Origin of the sequence: Chitinophaga niabensis, from assembly GCF_900129465.1 — a bacterium.
GTDB lineage: Bacteria > Bacteroidota > Bacteroidia > Chitinophagales > Chitinophagaceae > Chitinophaga > Chitinophaga niabensis.
In genome coordinates this window covers 2,250,848-2,273,373 of sequence record NZ_FSRA01000001.1, presented here as the reverse complement: position 1 = coordinate 2,273,373, position 22,526 = coordinate 2,250,848, and the positions used below count along the sequence as shown (strand labels likewise).

Here is a 22,526-nt window from a genome sequence, read left to right as displayed (position 1 = left end):
TTATCGCATTAATTTAACCCGCATGAGATCATTATTCCTACTATTCCTCGTGTGCGCATTGCAAACAAGCGCTCAGAACCCTTACAAAGAACTCCCCCTCGGCGCCATCAAAGCCGATGGATGGCTCAAAGAAATGCTGGTACGCCAGAAAACCGGCTCCACCGGCAACCTGGATAAACTTTATCCCTTAGTGATGAACAACCGCAACGGATGGCTGGGAGGTGATGGCGACCAATGGGAGCGGGGCCCTTACTGGATAGACGGCCTATTGCCACTTGCCTATATTTTGGATGATAAAGCACTCATTGCCAAAACCAAACCATGGATAGAATGGACCATCAACAGCCAGCAGCCGGATGGCTATTTCGGCCCCTCAAAAGATTACGGCCCCGAACCTGGCGTACAAAGAGATAACAGCCGTGACTGGTGGCCAAAAATGGTGATGCTGAAAGTACTCAAACAATACTATTCTGCCACGCAGGATCAAAGAGTTATTAAGCTAATGACCAATTATTTCCGCTATCAACTCAAAGAACTCCCCAACAATCCGCTCGATAAATGGACCTTCTGGGCAAGATACCGCGGCGGGGATAACCTGATGGTGGTATACTGGCTTTACGATATCACGAAGGAACCTTTCCTGTTAGAACTCGGTGAACTCATTCACAAACAAACCTTCGATTATACCACCGCATTCCTGGAAAGGAATATGCTGGCCACTAACGGAAGCATTCACTGTGTAAATCTTGCACAAGGCATCAAGGAGCCCATCATTTACTATCAACGTCACAAAGAGCAAAAATACCTCGACGCCGTAAGAACCGGTTTTGCTGACATCCGCAAATTCAATGGCCTGGCGCATGGATTATACGGAGGAGACGAAGCCCTCCACGGCAACAATCCCACGCAGGGTTCTGAATTTTGTTCGGCAGTAGAGATGATGTTCTCCCTGGAAAGCATCCTGGAGATCACGGGCCAGGTAAGCTATGCAGATCACCTGGAAAAGATCGCTTTCAATGCATTACCTGCACAGGCCACAGATGATTTTATGTACCGCCAGTACTTCCAGCAGGCCAACCAGGTAATGGCAACTACCAAAATGCGCAACTTTGACACCAATCATGATGGTACCGATGTATGTTACGGCCTGCTCACCGGTTATCCCTGCTGCACAGCCAACATGCACCAGGGCTGGCCGAAATTCACGCAGAACCTCTGGTATGCCACGGCAGACGGCGGTTTGGCTGCATTGGTATATTCTCCCAGTGAAGTAAAAACAAAAGAGGTTACCATTAAGGAGGAAACGAATTACCCTTTCAGTGAGGATATCAAATTCACCTTTAGTGCCGTAAAAAAGTCAAAGTTCCCTTTTCACCTGCGTGTACCTGCATGGTGTAAGAACGCCACTATTAAAATAAACGGCCAAACCTGGAAGCAATCAGAAGGAAACCAGGTCGTAAAAATAGATCGTGAATGGAAATCCGGTGATGTGGTGGAACTTCATTTACCCATGCATATTTTCAGGAACACCTGGCAGGAGAATTCCGTTTCCATAGAACGCGGCCCGCTTACTTACGGATTAAAAATAGGAGAGGAAATGAAAATGGTGAAAAACCCTAACCCTCCCGGTTCCTATGGTGGCGAAGAATTCTACGAAGTACGCCCCACCACACCCTGGAATTATGGCCTGATCCAAACCGGCAGGGATAAAATGGAGGACCATTACAAAGTATCGCAAAGTAATGCGGTGAACAAATATCCCTGGAACCTGGAGAATGCACCCATCAGCATAAAAACCAAAGCGAGGCGCATTCCCTCCTGGCAATTATACAACGAAATGGCAGGCCCCTTGCCCTACAGCATGACGTACCGGTTTGAATCTGCGAAGGAAGAAGAAGAGATCACCCTGGTGCCCTATGGCTGCACGAACCTGAGGATCTCACAGTTTCCCGTATTAAACAAACGTTAGGTAATAAGGCAGGTGATCTTCACCTGCCTTATTTCATTCTGTCAGAAAAACTACCAAAAAACCAGTAGATCATCCTTCCCGGTATCCCTGTATTTTTGCACCTGCTGCAAAATAATCACACACAGGGTATTATTTTTGCCTCCGGAAACCAAACTATATGAAAATGAAACAATCCTTTGTATTGTTAACGGCGGCCCTATTAATGGCCTTTACTTTTAACGCCTGTAAGAAAAAGGGAGGCGATAATAAACCCACAGAACAACCCGGTAAGATCCGGGGAATGGGAGAGAACACGGGAACGCCTGATGGAGAACAGTTCGTGCTGCCAACAGGTATCTCAGTTGTAGGAACTATTAAAGGTGACGACTGTGACACTGTTTACCAGGTAGGTAGTGGTAGCCTCGTAGAAGTTTGTGTGGCTATCTTCAACAGTAAACAGGAAGACGTCACGCTCGTTATACCAGCCGGCCTTATCATCCTTGCCACCAATGCCCAGGAATACCAGCATGGTATTGTTATCCAGGAAACGCGTATTACGCTGAAAGCGAACAAACTTACCCGTGTAAGCCTCGATTCGTATTGTATCAATGCAACCAAACATGCGAGCCGGGAAAGCGCTATCTACACCTTAGGCCCTGTTTCTAACAGTGTATTGATGAGAGAGCTGATCAACCTGCTGAAGAACAAGAAACTGGAACAAAGTGAATACCCTGTATACAATGACTACTTAGACGTCAATTCAGATGTACAGGACCTGGTGTGGTCTATTTCTGATCATGACGGCCTGGACCGTGCAGCTTTAAACGCGATCCTCGCTACTATACCTAACAGATAATCGGATGCTGTATTGCAAATGGAGAAAAACATCCCCCGGCTTAAAACCCGGGGGATTGCTTTTTTAAAGAGTTACCCTCCGGGCTTTGCGAGATAACCTGTTATGCCACCTTAAAGAGGCTGTCAAAAGTAATTGAGGCAGCCTCTTTTCTTTACCAGTATCAATTTGTACTTTGGTAACCCTAAATATGAATCAGGTGTGAAATCCTTAACCATTCATACCACTAACACTAGATCAAATATGAAAAGACACCATTTTATTTCTCCATTAGCCCTGTTGTCAGGTCTCTTTTTTGTTATGTTCATGATATCCTGCGGCAAGGAAGGCGCTGCCGGTCCTGAAGGCCCTGCTGGCCCTGTTGGCCCCAAAGGTGATGCCGGATCAGGCTCTGTGATCTATTCCGCGTGGCTGGATGTGTCGTTTAAGGCTGATACGATCCACCTTGCAAACGGTACCATTGATACGGTGGGCTTCTATACCACTATTGATGCACCTAAACTTACCCTGGCGCTGTTGAGTAAGGCAGATGTAAAAGTATACGTCAACACGAACGATGCAAGTGATCCTGAAATTTATCCGTTGCCTTATAACGCTATTTCGGGTCTTTACATCTCGGTGATGGCTTACACGCAAAAGATCCAGTTGTATTCTAATGCGGACGTGGGTACCGTTTCTGCCAATGGCAAGAAGTATCAGCAATACCGTTACATGATCGTGCCCGGCGATGTAACAGCAAGATCAGCATCTCCGGTAAACTGGTCAGACTATGCTGCGGTACAAGTGTATCTCGGATTAAAAGATTAAAAAAAGAAGAAGCTGTTTCACAATTGCAATGAGGCAGCTTCTTTTAATCCATTCAGGAAAACTAAAAAAAGAAAACTTTCACCCTTCCGCAAAAATTAAAAACCTCCGCCTGCTGCTGCGCGGCAAGGTTGCTGCAAAACCACCCTCAGCTTTTCTCTTTTATTTGCAATACCAACCCGCCGGTTGCAGGCAATATGTATTTTTTAGTACCATGAATTCCCTCTTCCTGCTGCTTAAACCCATGCTCCCCGTCTGTAATTATAAGCGCCTTATACTGCTTTCCCCGCTTCAAAAAATCAAACCGCAACACAAGCTCCTTCGGCTGCGCAGTCCCATTAATAACAGCCACATACCACACCTTCCCCTTCCTTTTCGCAAAAGCCGCAAGAGAACCGATCTCACTCCCCGGCAACACGATCGTTTCATCCCAGGTCACCGGCAATGTTTGCAGTAAAGGAATAACAGGCGCATACAAAGGATCATTTACAATGGTCACAGGGTTTTCTGCCATACATTGAAACGGGGAATTGAAGAGGTACATTAAAGCCAGCTGATGCGTATACGTAGTAGGCCCTTTGTTGGAAAAGAACCCCGGCGTATAATCCCCATGCCCAACCAGGAAACGCGTAAAAGGCAAGGCCGCATTATGCCAGGCAGGGATCGGCTCCTTCATGATATTCAACTCCATTCCCCTGATCCCTTCCCGCGTCATTTCATTAGGATAGGTCACACTTTCACCAGTAGGCGCATGGCATCCATGAAAATTCACCATCAGTTTACGCGCCGCACAGGCTTTGAGGAAACCTATCTCAAAATCAACCAGCTCCTTTGCTTCACTGTTCATGAAGTCTGTTTTAACACCCACGGCACCGAAGCGTACAACACTGTCCAGGAACGCATCCCGTTGCTTAGGTTCCCTCAGCCATTTGGAATCCTTCCATATCCATACTTTCACTTTCCTCGCAGCGGCATAGGTACAGATCTCCTTCAGCTGCTCCCATTTATCAGGCCATGCAGTTTCCCATCCGTCGTCTAATAAAGTATAATTGAATTGAAGCTGAGCCGCTGCATCAATAAAACGTTTTTCTTCCGATGGCTGCATGTAATGCTCCTTACGCGTGATCCAGCTCCAAACCGCTTTACCGGGTTGTATATAGGAAAGATCTTTAAATAATGTTTTATCCGGCGAAGGATTCAATGCCGCTATCACACCATTGTTCACCAGGCTGTTCAGATCAGCTGCATGAAGGATCACCCTCCAGGGCGTATACTGCCCGCCCTGTACATCAAAGCTCTTTTCCGTAAAGTTCACCCGCACTGTTCTGTTGCCAACAGCTTCCAGCCGCATGCCGCTGTAATTATATAAGGCCGCTTCCGTGATCACCATATAACTTTTATCCGCCAGCTGTATCACCAGCGGTTTGCCCTGGATAGGGCCGGTAGGGGAGATCACAGGAAGACTGTCAACAGCAGTATGCGTCCACCATCCCGCATAGGATTTTAATTTCCAGTCGCTGTTCCTTTCAAAGAACCATACCCTCGAAGCGGCGGGTATCACAAAAGAGGTAAGTTCTTGCTGTATTGTCCAGTTGCCCGGAACCTTATAACGGAAAGCACAACCATCTTTGAACAACCGGAATTCCAGCAGGGAATCTATTTCATACACCCGGGAATTACCACTTACATATTGCCTTGAAACCCTATGCGCTTTTACGTCCAGCATGGAGGGTTCAAGGATCATCCGTTTACCCGCACTTACGCTATAGGTATTGCCCGATAAGGATACGGCGGTTGAGCCGGAAGGGTCCGTTAAGCGGAGAGATTGTGCATGTGCCTGCAGGAGTAACAGGCAGAAGATCATATGAATTACGTGGAATCTGGCCATTGTACAGCCAAATTAATTGTACCGGCTTAAAAAAGCGTACAGGGGAAGCCCCATAAATGAATAGGGAACATTCCCATTTTGCGGGAAGGTTCCCAGCCCGCGCTAATCCATCTTAAAAGACCAGGACGCCGTTTTCGTTGAACTGATGATATTCACTTTTACAATACCCGAATCTTTCGGCACCTTGAAAAGGAAGAACTTCTTTTTATATCCATCCGGAGGGATCGAATCCTCCCATCGGTTAGCGGTAAACAGCAGGTTCATTTCGCAGTTCTTCATATAACTGCTGTCTATCTTCAAGGTCAGATTAATATCATGCAAAGCAGGTTTGCCATGCTCCAGTACTGCTACTTTATTGTCCAGGAGGATAGCCCCCACTGCATAGCTGGAAAAATCAATATCCGGAGAAGGGAGGAAACGTTTTTCGAAATCTTCTTTCTCCTTATAGAACGAACAATCCAGCACCATAATAAATTCCGCATTATAACGCAGTCTGCAGGATGTCAGTTCTTCTACCGTAAAAGGCTTGCAGGGGCCTGTATATTTCTTTTTAACAGGCGTTGCTTTGCAGGAAATAAATAGCAGGAGTAACAGGTATAAGGGTCTCATAGAGAATAAAGATAATGCTTATTTCATTGTTTTTTATGTCAGGATCATGAATGGATTGGATGTTGTAAGGAAAGGAATCCTAATTTTGCAGCAATTTAAACAGACAAAATGAAGAACCTTTTAGTACTGATCACCTGCTTTACATTCGCGGCTTGTGGAAACATGCAAAAGAATACTGCAACCGGCAATGAACTTATCACGGAAATATCCGTTCCGGAAACCGTAAAGGCCGGTAACCCCGTTCCTTTAAAATTCACTGTAAGGAATCCTGCTTCCAAAGAACTGAAGTTCTGCAAATGGCATACACCGTTTGAAGGTTTCATGGCCATGTTCCTGGACATCACGGATACCAGCGGTGCCCATGTACAATACCGTGGTGCCATGGCAAAAAGGATCATGCCGCCGCCGGAAGAAGCTTATATTAAAGTACCTGCGGGAGACAGTGTATCTGTTGAAATAGATCTCTTAAAAGGATACCAGCTCACTGCACCCGGTAAGTACAAAATTGTTTACCAGGCGGGTGGTATGAGTGGTCTTACAAAAGTGAATGAAACCTTCTTAAACTTAGTGTACTAAGTACGCTTTAAACAAATAGAACTCCTTATTTGTTGATAGTATATCGTAATCCGATGTGAAGTCTGTGTTAACTTTTTAACACACTTAAAAAAGTGTGTTTTTGAGTAAACGCAGGCCCATCGGTTACTAAACCGTTTTCGTAGAATTCCCCAGCCATGTAATTAAAATCGTCTAAATTGACCCCGTAATTCGCTAGCCATCAACCAAAAACTGATACAACCAAAAATTCCACGTAACAATCCGGTAACATAGGGTTGTTTCCTTTGTCCCGTTATTACGTAACCAAAAACTCAATTGCTTTCCATGAACAAAATTTACGTACCTAAGTGCAACTTGCAATTGGTGTTCGCCTCACTGGTTTGCTGTAGTTGCTTCTTCATGCAAGGGAATGCCCGGGCGGCCGCAACCACGCCTGTAGAAAAGAGCAAAGCCCCCTTCGACCAAACAATTACAGGAACAGTGAAAGATGCCGCAACAGGCGAACCGTTGGTTGGCGCAACCATTGGAGTGAAAGGATACTCCAAGACCACCAGCACTGATGTTAAAGGAGCTTTTTCCCTCTCGGTTCCTGACAAAACTCCCGCGCTGGTAGTTAGTTTCATCGGGTATGTTACCCAGGAGGTGCTTATCAGAGACCGGTCTAATATCGAGATCTTATTACATTCTGCCGCTACAGATCTTACACAGGTAGTGGTAGTAGGTTATGGTACACAAAACAAAAAGGACGTTACCGGAGCAGTTAAAACGTTGAAGAGCGAATCCTTCAACAAAGGTATTATCAACAACCCGCAGGAATTACTGCAGGGTAAAGTGGCAGGTGTGAACGTTACAACGGCGAGTGGTGAACCCGGTCAGAGATTGGGTATCACCATCCGCGGCGCCGGTGGCGTGCGTGGCGGTAACACACCTCTCTTTGTAATTGACGGGTTGCCGCTGGATAACTCCGGAACTGGCGGTGGTGGTGATCCGTTAAATACGATCAATCCGCAGGATATTGAATCCATCGATGTATTGAAAGATGCATCTGCTACTGCTATCTATGGTACAAGAGGTGCCAATGGTGTGATCATCATCACTACCAAAAAAGGTAAAGCAGGTTCCTCTACATTGTCCCTCAATTCCAGCCTTGGTTTCTCAAAGATGGCAAGAAAACTGCCTGTGCTCACAGCCGATGAATTCCGTACAGAGGTACCGAAACTGGGAGGTTCCGCACTGGATGATAAAGGTGGTAATACAGACTGGCAGGATGTGATCAGCAGAACAGCTATCACACAAACGCATAACCTCGCATTGAGCGGTGGCGCAGATAAGCTCACTTATTATGCATCTTTTGGTGTGCAGTCTCAGCAGGGTGTTATCAAACGCAGCCAGTTAGACCGTTATAACGGACGCTTCAATGCTACACAGAAATTCCTGGACGATGCATTGATCATAGATGTGAACCTCGGTGTTGCCAACACAAAACAGGTACGTCCGCCACTCGGAATAGGAGAGGCGATCAGCAACAACCCCACTTATCCTGCTTATAAGGCAGATGGCAGTGCTGCTGCATATGATAATATGAGCAACCCATTGCTGAACTTTGATCTGGACAGGGAGCAGGTTGTAACTAACAGGGTAACCGGTAGCATCAGCCCTTCTATCAGGATCATCAAAGGGTTGATCTATAAATTCACGCTGGGCATAGATAATTCTACTGCTACCCAGGATTTTGTGAATAAACCAAATGCTGTTCCTCAACGGGATGGCAGACTGGAGACCTATAATTTTGTGAACAGGAATATCTTGTATGAAAACTACCTGACCTATACTTTTAGCAAGAAAGCACATAACTTCTCTGTGTTGGCAGGTCAGTCTTTTCAGAAATTCTTTATTCAGTCAAGGTCTTCCAGCATCAATAAATTCCCGATCTCCCCATTGGACCCTATCTACAATCCAAATCAGGGGCAGGAGTTAACGCTGGCTAATAACAGGCCTAACAGCGGCGCTACAGAGAATAAACTGAATTCTTATTTTGGAAGGGTCAACTATTCATTTGACGACAGATACCTGGTAACCGTGAACTTCCGGGCGGATGGTTCCTCTAAGTTCGGTTCCAACAACAGGTACGGATATTTCCCATCTTTCTCTTTAGGATGGAGGATCTCAGAAGAGGAATTCATGAAGAACTCACCCTTCAGTAATTTAAAACTGAGAGGTGGTTATGGTGAAACAGGTAACCAGGAAATTGATCCGAAAAGTACCCAGCCACTCTTCCGTACAGAAGTTACAGCTGCTAACAGTTACCCGCTGTACCCAACCGGCGCATATCCTGCTGGTTCTGTTTTCGTGAGACTGGCCAACCCGGATCTGCAATGGGAGAAATCCAAGCAAACAAACATCGGCCTGGACTTCGGTATCCTGAATGGTGACCTCACAGGTTCTATCGATGTGTTCAATAAAGTATCCAGCAATATCTTATTGAAAGTGCCTCCTACTGATCCGGTACAACCGGCTACCACCTTATGGGCCAATATACCGAACATGACGGTGACCAATAAAGGGATTGAAGTAGACCTGGCTTATACCAAAAAATTAACCAAGGATATCACATTTGGTATCGGTGGTAACTTCTCCTATATTAAGAATAAAGTGAACGGTTCCCCTTATTCTATCATAGCATCAGGTTCTGCACAAGGTGCTGGTCTTACCTCTGCTACAGTTAACGGTTACATTAATGGTCAGCCGGTGGGTACTTACTTCCTGAAAGAATTTACAGGATTTGATGCCAACGGTATCAGCACTTTCCTGGATAAAGACAAGGATGGTGTAGTAACAGATAAGGACAGGGTATATGCAGGTGTTGCCATCCCTGACAAACTGTATAGCTTCTATGTGAACTTTGCCTGGAGAGGCCTGGACCTCGTAGCGAATTTCAACGGTGTATCCGGCAATAAGGTATACGACAATACCGCTAATGCTAACTTCTATAAACTGAGATTATCTAAAAACGTAAACGTTACCAAAGAAGCACTCGCTTTCCCGCAGGAGTCCATCAACAACTCTGCACCTGTTAGTACAAGGTACCTGAAAGATGGTGCTTTCCTTCGCCTGAACAACCTGGCAATCGGGTATAACTTTAATACCACTGCACTGGGTATCAGCAAATGGGTACCAACCATCCGCTTGTCTGCAACAGGTCAGAACCTTTTTGTGATCACCAAATACGATGGTTACGATCCTGAGGTGAACTTAGACAGGAATATTGATGGTTTCACTTCCTATGGAATGGATTACCTGAGTTATCCTAAAGCGAGATCTTTTATTGTTAGTTTAAATGCTTCATTTTAATATTTCAGTATATGAAAAAGACGAAATTATTGCTGCTGGCCACTTGTGCAGGTATTACAATGATGGCTGGTTGTGCAAAACTGGATGAGAACGTTCTGGATGAATCGTCCGTAACAGGACTTACCGATAAACAAATTGCAGAGGGCGCTATTGCCCCTGTTTATGCAAGGCTCCCGGATATCTGGTTGCATACTAACTATTTTGCCCTGCAGGAGATCTCTACAGATGAGGCGATCCTGCCTTACCGTGGTGGTACAGACTGGGGTGATAACGGTATCTACCTGCAACTGCACAAACATGAAAACGTGAGTTCTGATGTGAACGTGCGGAATACCTGGAACAATATCACGCAGGCACAATCAAGGGCGGTATCTGCTATTGAAGTACTGGCCACTAACAAAGATGCGAGTGCCGCTTTGTTCCTGGCAGAAGCAAGAGGTATGAAAGCTTACTACTCCATGCTTACACTGGACCTTTTTGGTGTGGTATTTAAGAAAGAAGATCCCAAGGTAACCTCTACTGTTTTAAGAGGCAACGACGCTGTAGAGTACATCAAATCTGAGCTGCTGGCCATTGAGCCTGTACTGGATAACACTACAGGTCCCGGCCGTATCACCAAAGCCGCCGTTTGGGGTTTGCTGGCACGCCTTCACCTGAATGCCGCCGTTTACCGCGATCGTTATGCTGCTACTTTCGACTTCAAAAAAGAAGACATGGATAAAGTAGTGGAGTACTGCGATAAGATCATTGCTACACCACAATTCGTTTTATCTCCCAGCTACTTTGCGCTGTTTGATGATGCGAACCACACTAACAAAGAGCTGATCTTTGCAGTGGACCAGCGTGCAGACCTGAATGGTCATAACCGTATGGCTTACTTCTCCCTCTCCGGCGATCAGTTCCCGATCCCTGCTTATACCGGTGCAAACGGTACAGACGGGCCTGGTATCACTTCTGATTTCTACCGTAGCTGGGTGAATGCCTATACACCTATCGACCCTGCTGCTGCCGATCCCCGCTTTTACAAACAGAACCTGGGTATTTATACCAATCCCGGGGACTCCTGCGTAGATGCAGCTGCTTTCAATATCAATCGTGGTATTTTAAGAGGCCAGCAATATGGCCTGATCCGTAAGAACGGTGTATTCCTGAAATGCACCAGTGGCAAAATGTTAGTAGGTAAATTATTCTACGATACCCGCAGCAAACCCACCAAACCAGTTGAGTTCACTGAGCAGTGCGACTTCACCGTTGCCGGTAGTGATTACAACACCGGTTTCAGGGTTTCTAAATATGAGTTCAGCAAAACCTCTGTGAGCGGAAGGAACTTCGGAGAGCATGATATCGTTATCCTGCGCCTCGCGGACATTTACCTGATGCGTGCAGAAGCTAAACTGAGAAGAGGTGATGCTGCTGCTACTGCGCTTACAGATGTGAACACCGTAAGGGCTTCCAGAACAGCTTCTACACCAGCTCCTGCCTTAACTTCCATTACACTGGACCTGTTGTTCCGTGAAAGAGGTTTCGAATTCTACTGGGAAAGCCAGCGCCGTACAGACATGGTACGCTTTGGTAAATACGAAGGCACCTGGACGGAAAAGACCAGCACCGATAAGCAAAAGAGGATCTTCCCGATTCCTTTAACGGCGATAGATGCTGCTTCGAACCTTCCCGGATACCTGGTACAGAATCCCGGTTACTAAGCGTTCTTCTACTTTCCATAATTATAAAAGGCCACCTGGAAACGGGTGGCCTTTTTTTATTCTGCTAAAGGTATCTTGTTCCTGGAAAGTTCTGCTGCAAGGATGGAACAGATCTTTTCATACAGGGATTCCCTGATCTTTTCATCAATGATATTCAGCTGCCCCTGCCATACAGGCACCATGTTTTTCCCTTCCAGTATCACCAGCTTCACTTCTTCATCAATGTGGCTGTTGAGGTTCTTAACACGCCTCCTTTGCTGATAACGCTCTCCACCCATCAATATCGCTCTTGGCACCCTGCTGGAATGTTTGGTTTTGAGCGTGTCCGGCGCATCATCTAACTGGTACATGATCAGCGTTGCATCCGGCTGATGGTTATTATAGGCAGCAGAAACCCCCGATCTAAGCCCCCCGGGGTTATCGCCCATATATTCATACACACAGGTAATGCCTTTCTTTTCATAAAATGCGGTGAGTTGGGGCGTAAGTGTTTCAATAAAATGCCGGATACCAACGGAACCGCATCCGGCAATGAGTATTTTTTTATACTGCTTCTCCTGGTTGTTTGCTTTCAGCGTAACAACATGGCTGGTATCCTGTGCGTGTACACGAAGAACAGTTAAGAGGCAGAGGAAGCTGAGCATTCGGGCCATGATACAGGGATTTTGGACCCAAATATAGGAAAGAAATTATAAGGCCCCCAGCAGCTGGGTATACAATGCGTCCTCATCACTGGGCCGTTTTGCTTTTTTGATCAACACTTTACCCACCCGGTCAAAGATGAAAAAAGTAGGGTAGTACCTGGTTCCTTCGCCCGGCAGCAGGGTTTGCCAGATGGTTTCAATGGCTTCCCCGGTGAGCCGCACATGTTCTCCCGTGATATTATTCACCTGTATGTATTCCCGCCACTTTTTATCAGCCTGGTCCCTGTCGTTACTGAGGTAGAGGAATACCACATCTTTTCCTTTCATCTGCTCTTTCAGCTTAGGCGCATAACGCATTTCTGCTTTGCAGGGTCCGCACCAGGTTCCCCAGATGTCCAGGTAAACGAGTTTGCCTTTATAGGGCGCCAGCATTTGTTCCAGGGTACTAATGCCGGTGCGGATCGCTATATGCTCATTCTGTTTGCCGCTTGCCAGCATACTTTCCAGTTTGGCCATCCTTTGGCTGGCGTTTTTTTCTTCCTTACTGCCTGCAAAGTATTTTGTGAGTTCCGTCATCACCTTGCGGGCCATCATGGTTTCCTTTTCGTTGCTGTAATAGATCACCCTGTTAGCCAGCAGTCTTTCATGTTGCGCCGGAGGTAAGATCTTTCCGGTGGCCAGGAGGGTAATGATCTCATCGCCATATTCTCCTGCCAGCTGCATGAGTGAATCAAAGGGCAGGCCCGCTGCTGCTTCCAGCATTTTAGCCCCCTGTGCCTTATCTTTCCTGTACACCTGTCCCATCTCCATCATTTTGTATTTGGCGTAGGCATCGAGGAAATAATTGGCGGCAGGGCTTCTGTTAAGGTCAATGATGGAAGGCATGCCGGTGAGTTTTATCACAGTGTCCTTCCAGGCCTGGTACGCAGGGTTCTTTGCATAGCTTTGCAAGATGATGCTGAACTCTTCCATGTTCAGGGCATAATAGTATTTGATCTGTGTATGCAGGGAGGCTTTTACAACCGCAGGCAGCTTTGCTTTGGTAACGTTCAGGGAGAGGTGATCTACCGTATCCAGGATGTTAGGCAGTAATATATTCATCAGGGAATACTGGTCTAACTTCCCGTAAGGGTTCTCCGCAGAGAAGGGTTGCATAAAGAATGGGCGTGCCGGGAATGTGGCATGCACCAGCATGTTTTCCGCAGCCCCTTTACCGCTGAACTGAATCGTGCCGGGCAGGTCTGCATCTTCAAAGGTTACATGCAATGGCCTGCCCGGGCTCAGTAATAATTGTTGCTGCTGTTTGTTGTAATGTAAAGTAACAAATAATGGGTCCGTTCCGGGAACGGTAAAAGAGAAACTGCCATCCGGCTTTATTTCGCTGAAAACAGAATTATCCTTTTGATACCATACATCCCGGGAGATATTCAGTTCAGTTTCTTTCCCGGCCACGCCATTGATCTTTCCCGTAAGGATAGATTGTGCCAGGCATTGGGTGATGCTGCAAACGGCAAGGATGAGCATGCCATACTTTTTCATGGTGTATATTTTATGCAAGGATATAACACCATGGAAAAGAGGGGACCGGAATGTGATGAACCGTAATGGACGTGTTACGAAACCCTTGTATTAAGGTAGTTCCTCGTTCGCAAACTTTATGTATTGCTCCCAATCGTACCAGAGTATATCATGTTTGCCGGTACGCACATGATAGCGGATACGTTTTCCTACCGGATGGTCTGGCGCAGGCATTTCGGATACGCCTACACCTTCATATTTAAATAAGGCATAAACAGGCCCGGCAGCCCGGGCAGCCAGGAATTCACCTTTGGGATCAGTCCAGAGGTCTTCCGTTGCGCTGGCTACATATAAAGGGCGTGGTGCGATCAGAGCCAGCAGCATATGCTGGTCAAAAGGTAAGGTTTCGGGTTTTTTATTGTATTGCTTATAGGCATCGGTGAACCAGTATGGGAAGCGGGTATTGATGCGTTCAATGGTTTCCCCGTACCAGCGGGTGCTTAAAGCAGCCCCACCTTCTCCGGAGTTGTTGGAGATCACGGCCGCAAAACGGGGATCATTCGCTACGGCCCACAAAGCAGCTTTACCTAAACGGCTATGTCCTGTTGCAATCACTCTTTTAGCATCTACGGCTTTTTCTGTTTCCAGGTAGTCCAGCAGCCGGCTCAGGCCCCATCCCCATACACTGAGGGCAGCCCATGCATCAGGGGCTGTTTTCAGCTCCTGTTGTAAAGTAGTGCGGATGCCTGTTTTCCATCCGTCTGTACTATCCGCCTCCAGGTCGCCATAATGATAGGTAGCCAGCGCATAACCGTTTTCGATCAGCCTGGCCACTTCCCAGCGCCTTTCCTGGAAACCTAACGCAACGGGATGTGCTACTTTTTTAACCAGGATATTGTTTTCTCCCGAAACCGTATGATTGCCCAGGAAATTACAGCCAATGAATACCGGCACCGGCTTTTTGCTTTCTTTAGGCAGAAAGAGGAGGATATCCATAAAAGGTGCCTGGTCTCCGGCAGCCAGGAACAGCCTTACCTGTTTGGAGATGGCCTTGCCACCCAGCGCATTACTGTCTACCAGCTGTACCTGTGTATGCATATGAGGAGGTTTACCCGGAAATACACCGTACATCTGGGTTGTGAAAAGCCGAAGGATCTCCGGTCTGCGGTTGCGTTGCCAGTCCGCTGCGTTTTTCACGGCAGGCGTTAGTACAGCAGGCAGGGGAAGATTACCCACTTTTAATTCGTCATAATTAAAAACCTCCTGGGCGCTCAGGCGCAGGGATAGGGTTACCAGGGAAAAGAAAAGGATCTTCTTCATAGCAGCTAATATAGGGATGATATTTAGCATAATTATATCCTATTCCCACATAATGATTATCCTATTCCTGTCTTAATAAATATCCTGCTTTTCTTCTATCTGCCCGAATTCCCGGATATAATCACGGGGAGATTTGCCTGCTATGGATTTAAATACCCGGTTAAAATTGGCAATACTGTTAAACCCGCATTGATAAGCTACCGTAGAGATACTGTCGAAATTACCATCGGCCAGTTTTTTACAGGCTTCACTTACCCGTACTTCATTCAGAAAAGAGATGAACGTAAGCCGCGTATGTTTTTTGAAATAACGGCAGAATGCCTGGGCAGACATATTCGCGTGCTGCGCGATATCTTCCAGTGTGATATCCGCATCGTAATGCTGCATGATGTAATCATAGATATAACTGATCCTGATCCCTTCCTGTTCGTTCACGGCTATTAAACGTGTGCCGGAAATAAGCGAAGGCAGGTCGTTCATGCTTTGAAAAGTATGCAGCAGGTCCATGAAATGAATAAGTTGTTTGGCACAGCTGGTTTGATCTATCTGCAGCATGCGCAGAAAGATATCTTCCTTTTGATCTTCCGGTACTTTAAAGCCGGCATCTGATTTCTGCAGGAAGGCTTTTATCTTCTTCAGCTCCTGTAATTCAAATACAGCGCCGAGCATACCCTGTGGATTAAAGAAGAGCGTTAAGGCCTGCACGGGTGAAGTGTTTCCATCTCCTTTAAATACATGTGGCTGATTACTGCCTATCCAGAAGATATCTCCTTCCTGGAAAGGGTACATATTATTTTCTACTACTAATGTACCGCTGCCACGGATCACCCGCGTGAGCTGGATCTCTTCATGCCGGTGCAGCCAGGGATAGAATTCAGGGAGAAGATCGCTTTGCGTGATAATGGCTTTGTCGCGCGCAACAGGAATGGTAAACTGTAGGACTTTCATATACGGAAATTACCGAAAAACTTTGTGATAATAAAATTCAAATTGACACTATAAAGTATTTCAGAGCCGGGATAAAATCCGATAAATATTGATCAAAATACATAAAGTAGGTACAATATCATTGAGGTATATTTAAATGTTGGAATGACAGTTAAATACCAATATGAAGAAGATCCTGATCTGTTTGCTGCTCAGTGCCGGTGATGCCATGGCACAGAGAGATTACCCTATTCAGCCTGTTGCATTTACACAGGTGAAAGTGAACGATAATTTCTGGGCACCCAAAATAAAAGTGAATGCGGATGTTACCATTCCCTACACTTTAGCGCAATGCCGTAAAACCGGCAGAGTAGATAATTTCCTGCGTGCTGCAGGAAAACTGCCCGGCGATAAACTAACGGAATTCACCTTTGATGATACGGATGTGTATAAAGTAATTGAAGGTGCTTCTTACAGCCTGCAGGTACAAAAGAACCCGGAGCTGGAAATGTATTTGGACACGTTGATCTCTTATATTGCGATCGCACAGGAACCGGATGGGTATCTCTATACTTTCCGTACCGTGAAAGCCGCCAAGCCACATGATTGGATAGGTGCACAGCGATGGGAGAAAGAAGAAGACCTGAGCCATGAACTCTACAATTCCGGTCACCTGTTTGAAGCGGCTGTGGCACATTTCCAGGCTACAGGCAAAAGAACGATGCTCAACATTGCTATTAAAAATGCAGACCTGCTGGTGCGTGATTTCGGCTTTGGTAAAACAGAAAGGTTCCCCGGCCACCAGATCGTGGAAACCGGCTTAACTAAACTATACCGCGTAACAGGTCATCAACAATACCTGGACCTCGCCAAATTCTTCCTGGATGTACGGGGCCCAGGAAAAAAATATAGCCAGGAATACAACCAGGCACATAAAAGAGTGACCGATCAGCACGAAGCCGTAGGGCATGCTGTACGCGCTGCTTATATGTATACCGGCATGGCAGATGTAGCAGCACTTACCGGCGACGAAGATTATCTGCATGCCATCGATGATATCTGGCATGATGTAGTGGAAAGGAAAATGTATATCACCGGCGGCATTGGAGCAACAGGTGCAGGCGAAGCATTCGGTAAAGCCTACCAGCTGCCTAATATGAGCGCCTATGCAGAAACCTGCGCAGCTATTGCCAATGTATACTGGAACAGCCGTATGTTCCTGCTGCACGGAGATGCGAAGTACGTAGATGTACTGGAACGTACCTTATACAATGGTTTGCTTTCAGGTGTATCCTTAAGCGGCGACCGTTTCTTTTATCCCAATCCACTGGCTTCTATGAGCCAGCATCAGCGCAGTGCCTGGTTCAGCTGCGCCTGCTGCATTTCCAATATGACGCGCTTTCTGCCTTCCATGCCGGGTTATATCTACGCACAGGATAAGAACAACCTGTACGTGAACCTGTTTGCAGGCAACACAGCCAGCATTCAATTACCTGTAACGAAAGTAACACTCACACAACAAACCAATTATCCCTGGGAGGGAAAGAATGAGATCACTGTTAATCCCGCAAAGCCAGCCGCTTTTACCCTGCGCATCCGTATACCGGGCTGGGCGCAGGACCATCCGGTACCTGGTGATCTCTATCGTGTACAGGACCCCGTGTTCAAAAAAATACCGCTTCTTTTGAATGGTGAACCATATAGTTATAAAACAGAAAAAGGATACGCTGTAATCGATCGTACCTGGAAAAAGGGAGATAAGATCACGATAGAGTTACCCATGAAAGCAGAGAAGATCTTAGCCAACGAACAGGTGAAGGATGATCAATACCGTTTTGCACTGGAACGTGGCCCGCTCATGTATTGTATTGAAGGCCCGGATAACCTGGATAGCAGCGTGCAGAACATTGTAGTAGATCGGCACGCAGCTGTTAGCGCAGTTTTTAAACCCCTATTGCTGAATGGCGTAACCATACTGGAAATGAAAGGCGCATCCACAAAACGGCAACTGAACAGTGATGAACTGGTCCATAGCACGCAAACCGTTACCGCCATTCCATATTATGCATGGGCCAACCGTGGCCCGGCAGATATGACTGTATGGATCCCATATGAAGCCTCAGCAGCCAAACCCAAACCTGCACCTACCATTGCCTCCAAAGCAAAGGTGAGTGCTTCCCTTGGTAACCAGCGCATGTTCAAAGCCCTGAATGATCAGTATGAACCTGCGGACGCAAAAGATAACAATGCACCTTACCTGCATTGGTGGCCAAAGAAGAATTCACTGGAATGGGTACAATACGATTTTGATTCCCCGCAAACCATCTCTTCCGCCAGCGTATATTGGTACGATGATGGCCCATGGGGCGGATGCCGCATTCCGCTTTCCTGGAAACTGTATTACAAAAAAGGAGAGGAGTGGGTAGCAGTGAAACATACCAGTCCATATACCATCACAAAAGACAAATACGATACCGTTCATTTTGAGCCCCTGACCACCACCGCGCTGAAAATGGAAATACAGCAGCCTGTGGAATATTCTGCGGGCCTGCATGAATGGAGCGTGAAATAATACGCCAAGGGGCATTGGTGAAGAGCACGATAATTTGTAACTTTCTACAAATGCTATCTTATGGATCAGAACATCATCCGCCTTTTTGATGAGTATACCCACAAACCCCTTACCCGGGAAGATTTCTTCAAACGCCTCGTAAAGCTCACCGGAGGTATGGCAGCGGCCATGGCTGTATTGCCCCTGCTGGAATCCAATTATGCCCAGGCAGCTACGGTGCAGCCACTGGATCCGGACCTTACAGAGGAGGATATCACCTATCCCGGAGAAGGCACTACCATGAAGGGATACCTCGTACGCCCGAAAGCTGCCGGCAAAAGGGGAGCGGTAGTAGTGATCCATGAGAACCGGGGCCTTACACCGCACATCAAAGATGTAACCCGCCGTCTCGCCAAAGCGGGATACCTGGCGCTGGCACCGGATGCCTTATCTGTATTTGGCGGCACCACTGCCAACGAAGATGAAAGCCGCGCCCAGTTCGGAAAACTGGATGCAGCACAAAACCTGCAGAATTTCCTGAAAGCATTTACTTATCTCAAATCTCTCCCGGAATCCAATGGTAAAACAGGCTGTGTTGGTTTTTGCTGGGGAGGTGCATTGGCTAATCAGCTGGCCGTGAATGATCCTGATCTGAAAGCAGCCGTTGCATTTTATGGCCGCCAGCCGGCAGCAGCAGATGTTCCGAAGATCAAAGCTGCGGTGCAACTGCATTATGGCGGGCTGGACGAAAGGGTGAATGAAGGTATTCCTGCCTACGAAGCAGCTTTAAAAGCAGCGCATGTTAAATATGAACTGTACATCTATGAAGGGGCACAACACGCCTTCCATAATGATACTTCTGCAGCCCGTTATAACGAAGCTGCCGCTAAGCTCGCCTGGGAAAGAACACTGAAGCTGTTTAAAGGAACCATACAATAACATGGTGAAATTATTTATGGTACTGATCGGCTGTAAACCCGCAGGCCGCCATACAGAACAACACGATATCTTCTTTGGTATAGCAGCATCCCTGAAAGAACTCATACCCGCTATCATTGCCTTCTGGCCGGAGGCAGACGATCTGCATATAGACGGGTACCGGGAAGTAACAAAAGTAGATGGGTACCGCATTGGCATCAATGAAACAGTTCCTTCCTCCGAATACCTGTTCTTTATTAACCTGGGCGGCTATAAAGAAAATGAAATGGAAGAGTTCCATTACAAAATGCTGGCCACCGGGAAAGATAAAAACGAAGCACTCCGTAAAGCGAAGGCTACCGCCTTTTTTAAACATACCGGTTTCAAAGGGGCCACTGCACACATCGATGATAAATATGGTGTGGATGTGGACGATATGGCACTGGTGGAAGAGATACTGCCTGCAACGGTGCGTGAGCAATACCGCCTGACCTTAACACCTGCACCACAGGAGATGGCAGAGGATGTTTTGCACCTGGGGTACTTCAAACTATCGGACCTCCTGGCTTAGAATGTTTCATCCGTTAATTCCTTATTGATCATGGCACCTGCTTTTGTGCCAGCAGCAACAGCCATGGAAACACCACGGAACTTATTGCTGTTATCGCCTGCTGCATAAACACCGGGAACCGTGGTTTGCTGTAGTTCCGTTACTTCAATATATCCATGTTCATCAATAGCACAACCCAATTGCTGCGGCAGATCGCTGTGCTGTTTAAAGGGCAGTCTTATGTAAGCAGCTTCCAGGGCATGTTTGGAGCCATCCTTTAATACAATGTTTTGCAGTTGCCCGTTCTTCTGTTCAAATTCGCTGATCTCCGTTTCAATCACCGTTATCTTATGGCTTTTGATCTTCGCTGCCTGTTCTGCTGTTAAAGTAGAAGGGCCATTGGTGAAGAGCGTTAGTTTGTTGCTCCAGTTGGAAATTAACCGGCATAGCTCAAACCCCATTTCCCCGTTAGCAATGAGCCCTGTGGCTTTCCCCCTGATCTCATAACCATGGCAGTAAGGGCAATGCACCAGGGAAATGCCCCATGTTTCTGCAAGCCCTTTGACCGGCAGGAACTGGTCTTTGATGCCCGTTGCAAACAGTACCTTTTTAGCCCGGAAGGTTTCTCCCGCCGCCGTACTGATCTCAAAACCAGCAGGGGTGCTCACTACATTGGATACTAAGCCCTGGTGCCAGGAAATGGTGTGGTATTGCAACACCTGCTGTTTTGCTTTGTCCGCAATTTGTGCAGGTGTTTGCCCATCCTGTGTGAGGAAGTTATGCGAATGAGGTGTTTGTTTATTGCAGGGATCGCCGCCGTCAATGATCAGCACATGTCTCAATGCCCGCCCTAAAGCCATGGCTGCTGAAAGACCGGCATAGCTGCCGCCCGCTATCATTACATCATATGTTGCCTTCATATGGCAAAGGTAAATAAAACCCCTTTATACGCAACAAAGTTGCAAATAATAAAATGGAACAACCGCAACGTGGCATAGTAATTACTGCATAACTGTTAACTAAACACCATTAAAATGACACACAAGACAGTTATTGCAAGCAGTGCAAAAGAGATCGTATTATCCTGTGTGAAAGCCATCAACGAACAGGATTTCAAGATTGCCAGGACCTTTGTGGACGACGATATGCAGTTCATTGGCGTAATGGGCTCAAGGGATGGGGCACAGGCATACTTTGATGATATGGAGAAAATGAAACTGAAATACGATGTGAAAAAAGCTATTGCGGAAGGAGACGATGTATGCCTCCTGTACGACCTGCAGATCTCCGGGAAAACCATCTTCGGCTGTGGCTGGTATCATGTAGAGGATGAGAAGATCACTTCCCTTAAAGTTATTTTTGACCCGCGCCCTTTGCTTTGATAAATGCACAAACCGCTTTTACAAAGGCAGCGTTCTGCTCATAATAGAGCAAATGCCCGCCATTGATCTTCACTACCTCCTGTTGCGGGAACCTGAACTTTTCATAATGATGAATGCCGATCGCATGATCGTTGTTGCCGGTAATGGTGAGCACGGGAAGCTGCAGCCGGGATGTTTGAACAGTGTAGTCAAGCGAGTATTCAGGATAACGTACCTTCCCGGAAGTATCTAATAATGGCGCCACGATGGCCATGCCAAAGTCATTCGTGCGGGGATACATTTCATCCAGGCTATCCAGCCTGACGATGGTTTGTATATCATCCGTAAGGAACTTATAACCGATGCGCTGTTTACTCATTTCTTTTCTCACCACCGTCATCAGCTGCAGGAGGGAATCTGTTTCCTGAATAACAGTATCCCTGCCCAGCAGGCGATACCCATATTCTACCTGCTCTTTGATAGACGCAGTATTGAAGAAATGCAGGGTAGCGTTAGCCAGTATCAACCCGTATACATGGGAAGGATATTTCTTTGCGTAGTTGAAAGCAATGATGCCGCCGAAAGAATGACTGAGCAGGTATACCTTCTCTGATTTCATGGCCTGCCGGAGTTCTTCTATGTCTTCCACCATGCGGTCAAGACTATAATCTGCCGCGTTCTGTGAAGAGCCGGAGCCTCGCTGGTCGTAATACACCATGGTCATACACTGCTCCAGGTTATTTCCGCCCATTTTTTCGAAGGACAGAAAACCGCCGCCCGGCCCGCCATGCACAAAGATGCAGGGCACTCCCTGGCCTGCCACCTTAACAACCAGTTGAACGGAATCACTGGTGAGGATAGCCGTATCCGCATTGTTTAACTGTGTGTAAGTGCTGTTGGGCTGGCATGCCGCCATGAAAAACAGGATGGCAATGATAACAGGTAATTTCATGTGCTGGTATTAATCCTCCATAACAAAAGGTATTCCGCATCATCGTTTCCGGTGGTCATGCAAATATACGCATT

General features: G+C 46.7%; 18 protein-coding genes. 10 read left to right on the top strand and 8 right to left on the bottom strand.

What is annotated here, in order from left to right; translation table 11 throughout:
* Positions 1-22: 22 nt before the first annotated feature.
* From BUR42_RS08740 to BUR42_RS08730, 3 genes are all read left to right on the top strand, one after another.
* Entirely contained in the window at positions 23-1,969 is a 1,947-nt protein-coding gene (locus BUR42_RS08740) for a beta-L-arabinofuranosidase domain-containing protein (protein ID WP_074238863.1), read from the top strand.
* A gap of 157 nt (positions 1,970-2,126) precedes the next feature.
* Positions 2,127-2,804 (top strand): hypothetical protein, encoded by a 678-nt coding sequence (locus BUR42_RS08735; RefSeq protein ID WP_074238862.1) that lies wholly within the window; start codon positions 2,127-2,129, stop codon positions 2,802-2,804.
* 240 nt (positions 2,805-3,044) lie between these two features.
* The gene (locus BUR42_RS08730; RefSeq protein WP_143197392.1) at positions 3,045-3,608 is read left to right on the top strand and encodes a collagen-like protein; all 564 of its coding nucleotides are present in this window, start codon (positions 3,045-3,047) and stop codon (positions 3,606-3,608) included.
* Positions 3,609-3,753: 145 nt separating this feature from the next.
* Here BUR42_RS08730 and BUR42_RS08725 read toward each other — a convergent pair whose 3' ends face one another.
* Positions 3,754-5,493, bottom strand: a complete 1,740-nt coding sequence (locus BUR42_RS08725; RefSeq protein ID WP_074238860.1) for a glycoside hydrolase family 97 protein — start codon at positions 5,491-5,493, stop codon at positions 3,754-3,756.
* A gap of 102 nt (positions 5,494-5,595) precedes the next feature.
* The gene (locus tag BUR42_RS08720) at positions 5,596-6,102 is read right to left on the bottom strand and encodes a hypothetical protein (protein ID WP_074238859.1); all 507 of its coding nucleotides are present in this window, start codon (positions 6,100-6,102) and stop codon (positions 5,596-5,598) included.
* A gap of 108 nt (positions 6,103-6,210) precedes the next feature.
* On the opposite strand from BUR42_RS08720, the gene BUR42_RS08715 reads away from it, so the two are divergent.
* From BUR42_RS08715 to BUR42_RS08705, 3 genes are all read left to right on the top strand, one after another.
* Positions 6,211-6,678, top strand: a complete 468-nt coding sequence (locus BUR42_RS08715) for a hypothetical protein (RefSeq protein ID WP_074238858.1) — start codon at positions 6,211-6,213, stop codon at positions 6,676-6,678.
* Positions 6,679-6,981: 303 nt separating this feature from the next.
* Positions 6,982-10,008, top strand: coding sequence for a SusC/RagA family TonB-linked outer membrane protein (locus tag BUR42_RS08710; protein WP_200798236.1), 3,027 nt, complete (start codon positions 6,982-6,984; stop codon positions 10,006-10,008).
* Between the two features lie 11 nt (positions 10,009-10,019).
* Positions 10,020-11,711, top strand: a complete 1,692-nt coding sequence (locus tag BUR42_RS08705) for a RagB/SusD family nutrient uptake outer membrane protein (RefSeq protein WP_074238856.1) — start codon at positions 10,020-10,022, stop codon at positions 11,709-11,711.
* A 56-nt stretch (positions 11,712-11,767) separates the two neighbouring features.
* Here BUR42_RS08705 and BUR42_RS08700 read toward each other — a convergent pair whose 3' ends face one another.
* From BUR42_RS08700 to BUR42_RS08685, 4 genes are all read right to left on the bottom strand, one after another.
* The gene (locus BUR42_RS08700; protein ID WP_143197391.1) at positions 11,768-12,364 is read right to left on the bottom strand and encodes a hypothetical protein; all 597 of its coding nucleotides are present in this window, start codon (positions 12,362-12,364) and stop codon (positions 11,768-11,770) included.
* A gap of 36 nt (positions 12,365-12,400) precedes the next feature.
* The gene (locus BUR42_RS08695; protein ID WP_074238854.1) at positions 12,401-13,894 is read right to left on the bottom strand and encodes a TlpA family protein disulfide reductase; all 1,494 of its coding nucleotides are present in this window, start codon (positions 13,892-13,894) and stop codon (positions 12,401-12,403) included.
* Between the two features lie 90 nt (positions 13,895-13,984).
* A complete protein-coding gene (locus BUR42_RS08690) occupies positions 13,985-15,193 on the bottom strand; it encodes a glucuronyl esterase domain-containing protein (RefSeq protein WP_074240505.1) in 1,209 nt (402 codons plus the stop codon).
* 72 nt (positions 15,194-15,265) lie between these two features.
* Complete coding sequence (locus tag BUR42_RS08685; RefSeq protein ID WP_074238853.1) at positions 15,266-16,141, bottom strand: AraC family transcriptional regulator; 876 nt, start codon at positions 16,139-16,141, stop codon at positions 15,266-15,268.
* Positions 16,142-16,304: 163 nt separating this feature from the next.
* On the opposite strand from BUR42_RS08685, the gene BUR42_RS08680 reads away from it, so the two are divergent.
* Genes BUR42_RS08680 through BUR42_RS08670 form a run of 3 tightly spaced genes read left to right on the top strand, consistent with a single transcriptional unit; the run spans position 16,305 to position 20,160 of the window.
* Entirely contained in the window at positions 16,305-18,692 is a 2,388-nt protein-coding gene (locus tag BUR42_RS08680; RefSeq protein ID WP_074238852.1) for a glycoside hydrolase family 127 protein, read from the top strand.
* Positions 18,693-18,752: 60 nt separating this feature from the next.
* Positions 18,753-19,610, top strand: coding sequence for a dienelactone hydrolase family protein (locus tag BUR42_RS08675; RefSeq protein WP_074238851.1), 858 nt, complete (start codon positions 18,753-18,755; stop codon positions 19,608-19,610).
* A gap of 1 nt (position 19,611) precedes the next feature.
* Positions 19,612-20,160, top strand: a complete 549-nt coding sequence (locus tag BUR42_RS08670; RefSeq protein ID WP_200798235.1) for a DUF1543 domain-containing protein — start codon at positions 19,612-19,614, stop codon at positions 20,158-20,160.
* Here BUR42_RS08670 and BUR42_RS08665 read toward each other — a convergent pair.
* Positions 20,157-21,059 (bottom strand): NAD(P)/FAD-dependent oxidoreductase, encoded by a 903-nt coding sequence (locus BUR42_RS08665; protein WP_074238850.1) that lies wholly within the window; start codon positions 21,057-21,059, stop codon positions 20,157-20,159. The two genes, BUR42_RS08670 and BUR42_RS08665, sit on opposite strands and share 4 nt — an antisense overlap.
* 114 nt (positions 21,060-21,173) lie before the next feature.
* On the opposite strand from BUR42_RS08665, the gene BUR42_RS08660 reads away from it, so the two are divergent.
* Positions 21,174-21,521, top strand: a complete 348-nt coding sequence (locus BUR42_RS08660; RefSeq protein WP_074238849.1) for a nuclear transport factor 2 family protein — start codon at positions 21,174-21,176, stop codon at positions 21,519-21,521.
* Here the strand turns inward: BUR42_RS08660 and BUR42_RS08655 are convergent.
* On the bottom strand, positions 21,493-22,452 hold the full coding sequence (locus BUR42_RS08655; protein ID WP_074238848.1) for an alpha/beta fold hydrolase: 960 nt from the start codon (positions 22,450-22,452) through the stop codon (positions 21,493-21,495). The genes BUR42_RS08660 and BUR42_RS08655 overlap by 29 nt on opposite strands.
* Positions 22,453-22,526: the final 74 nt, after the last annotated feature.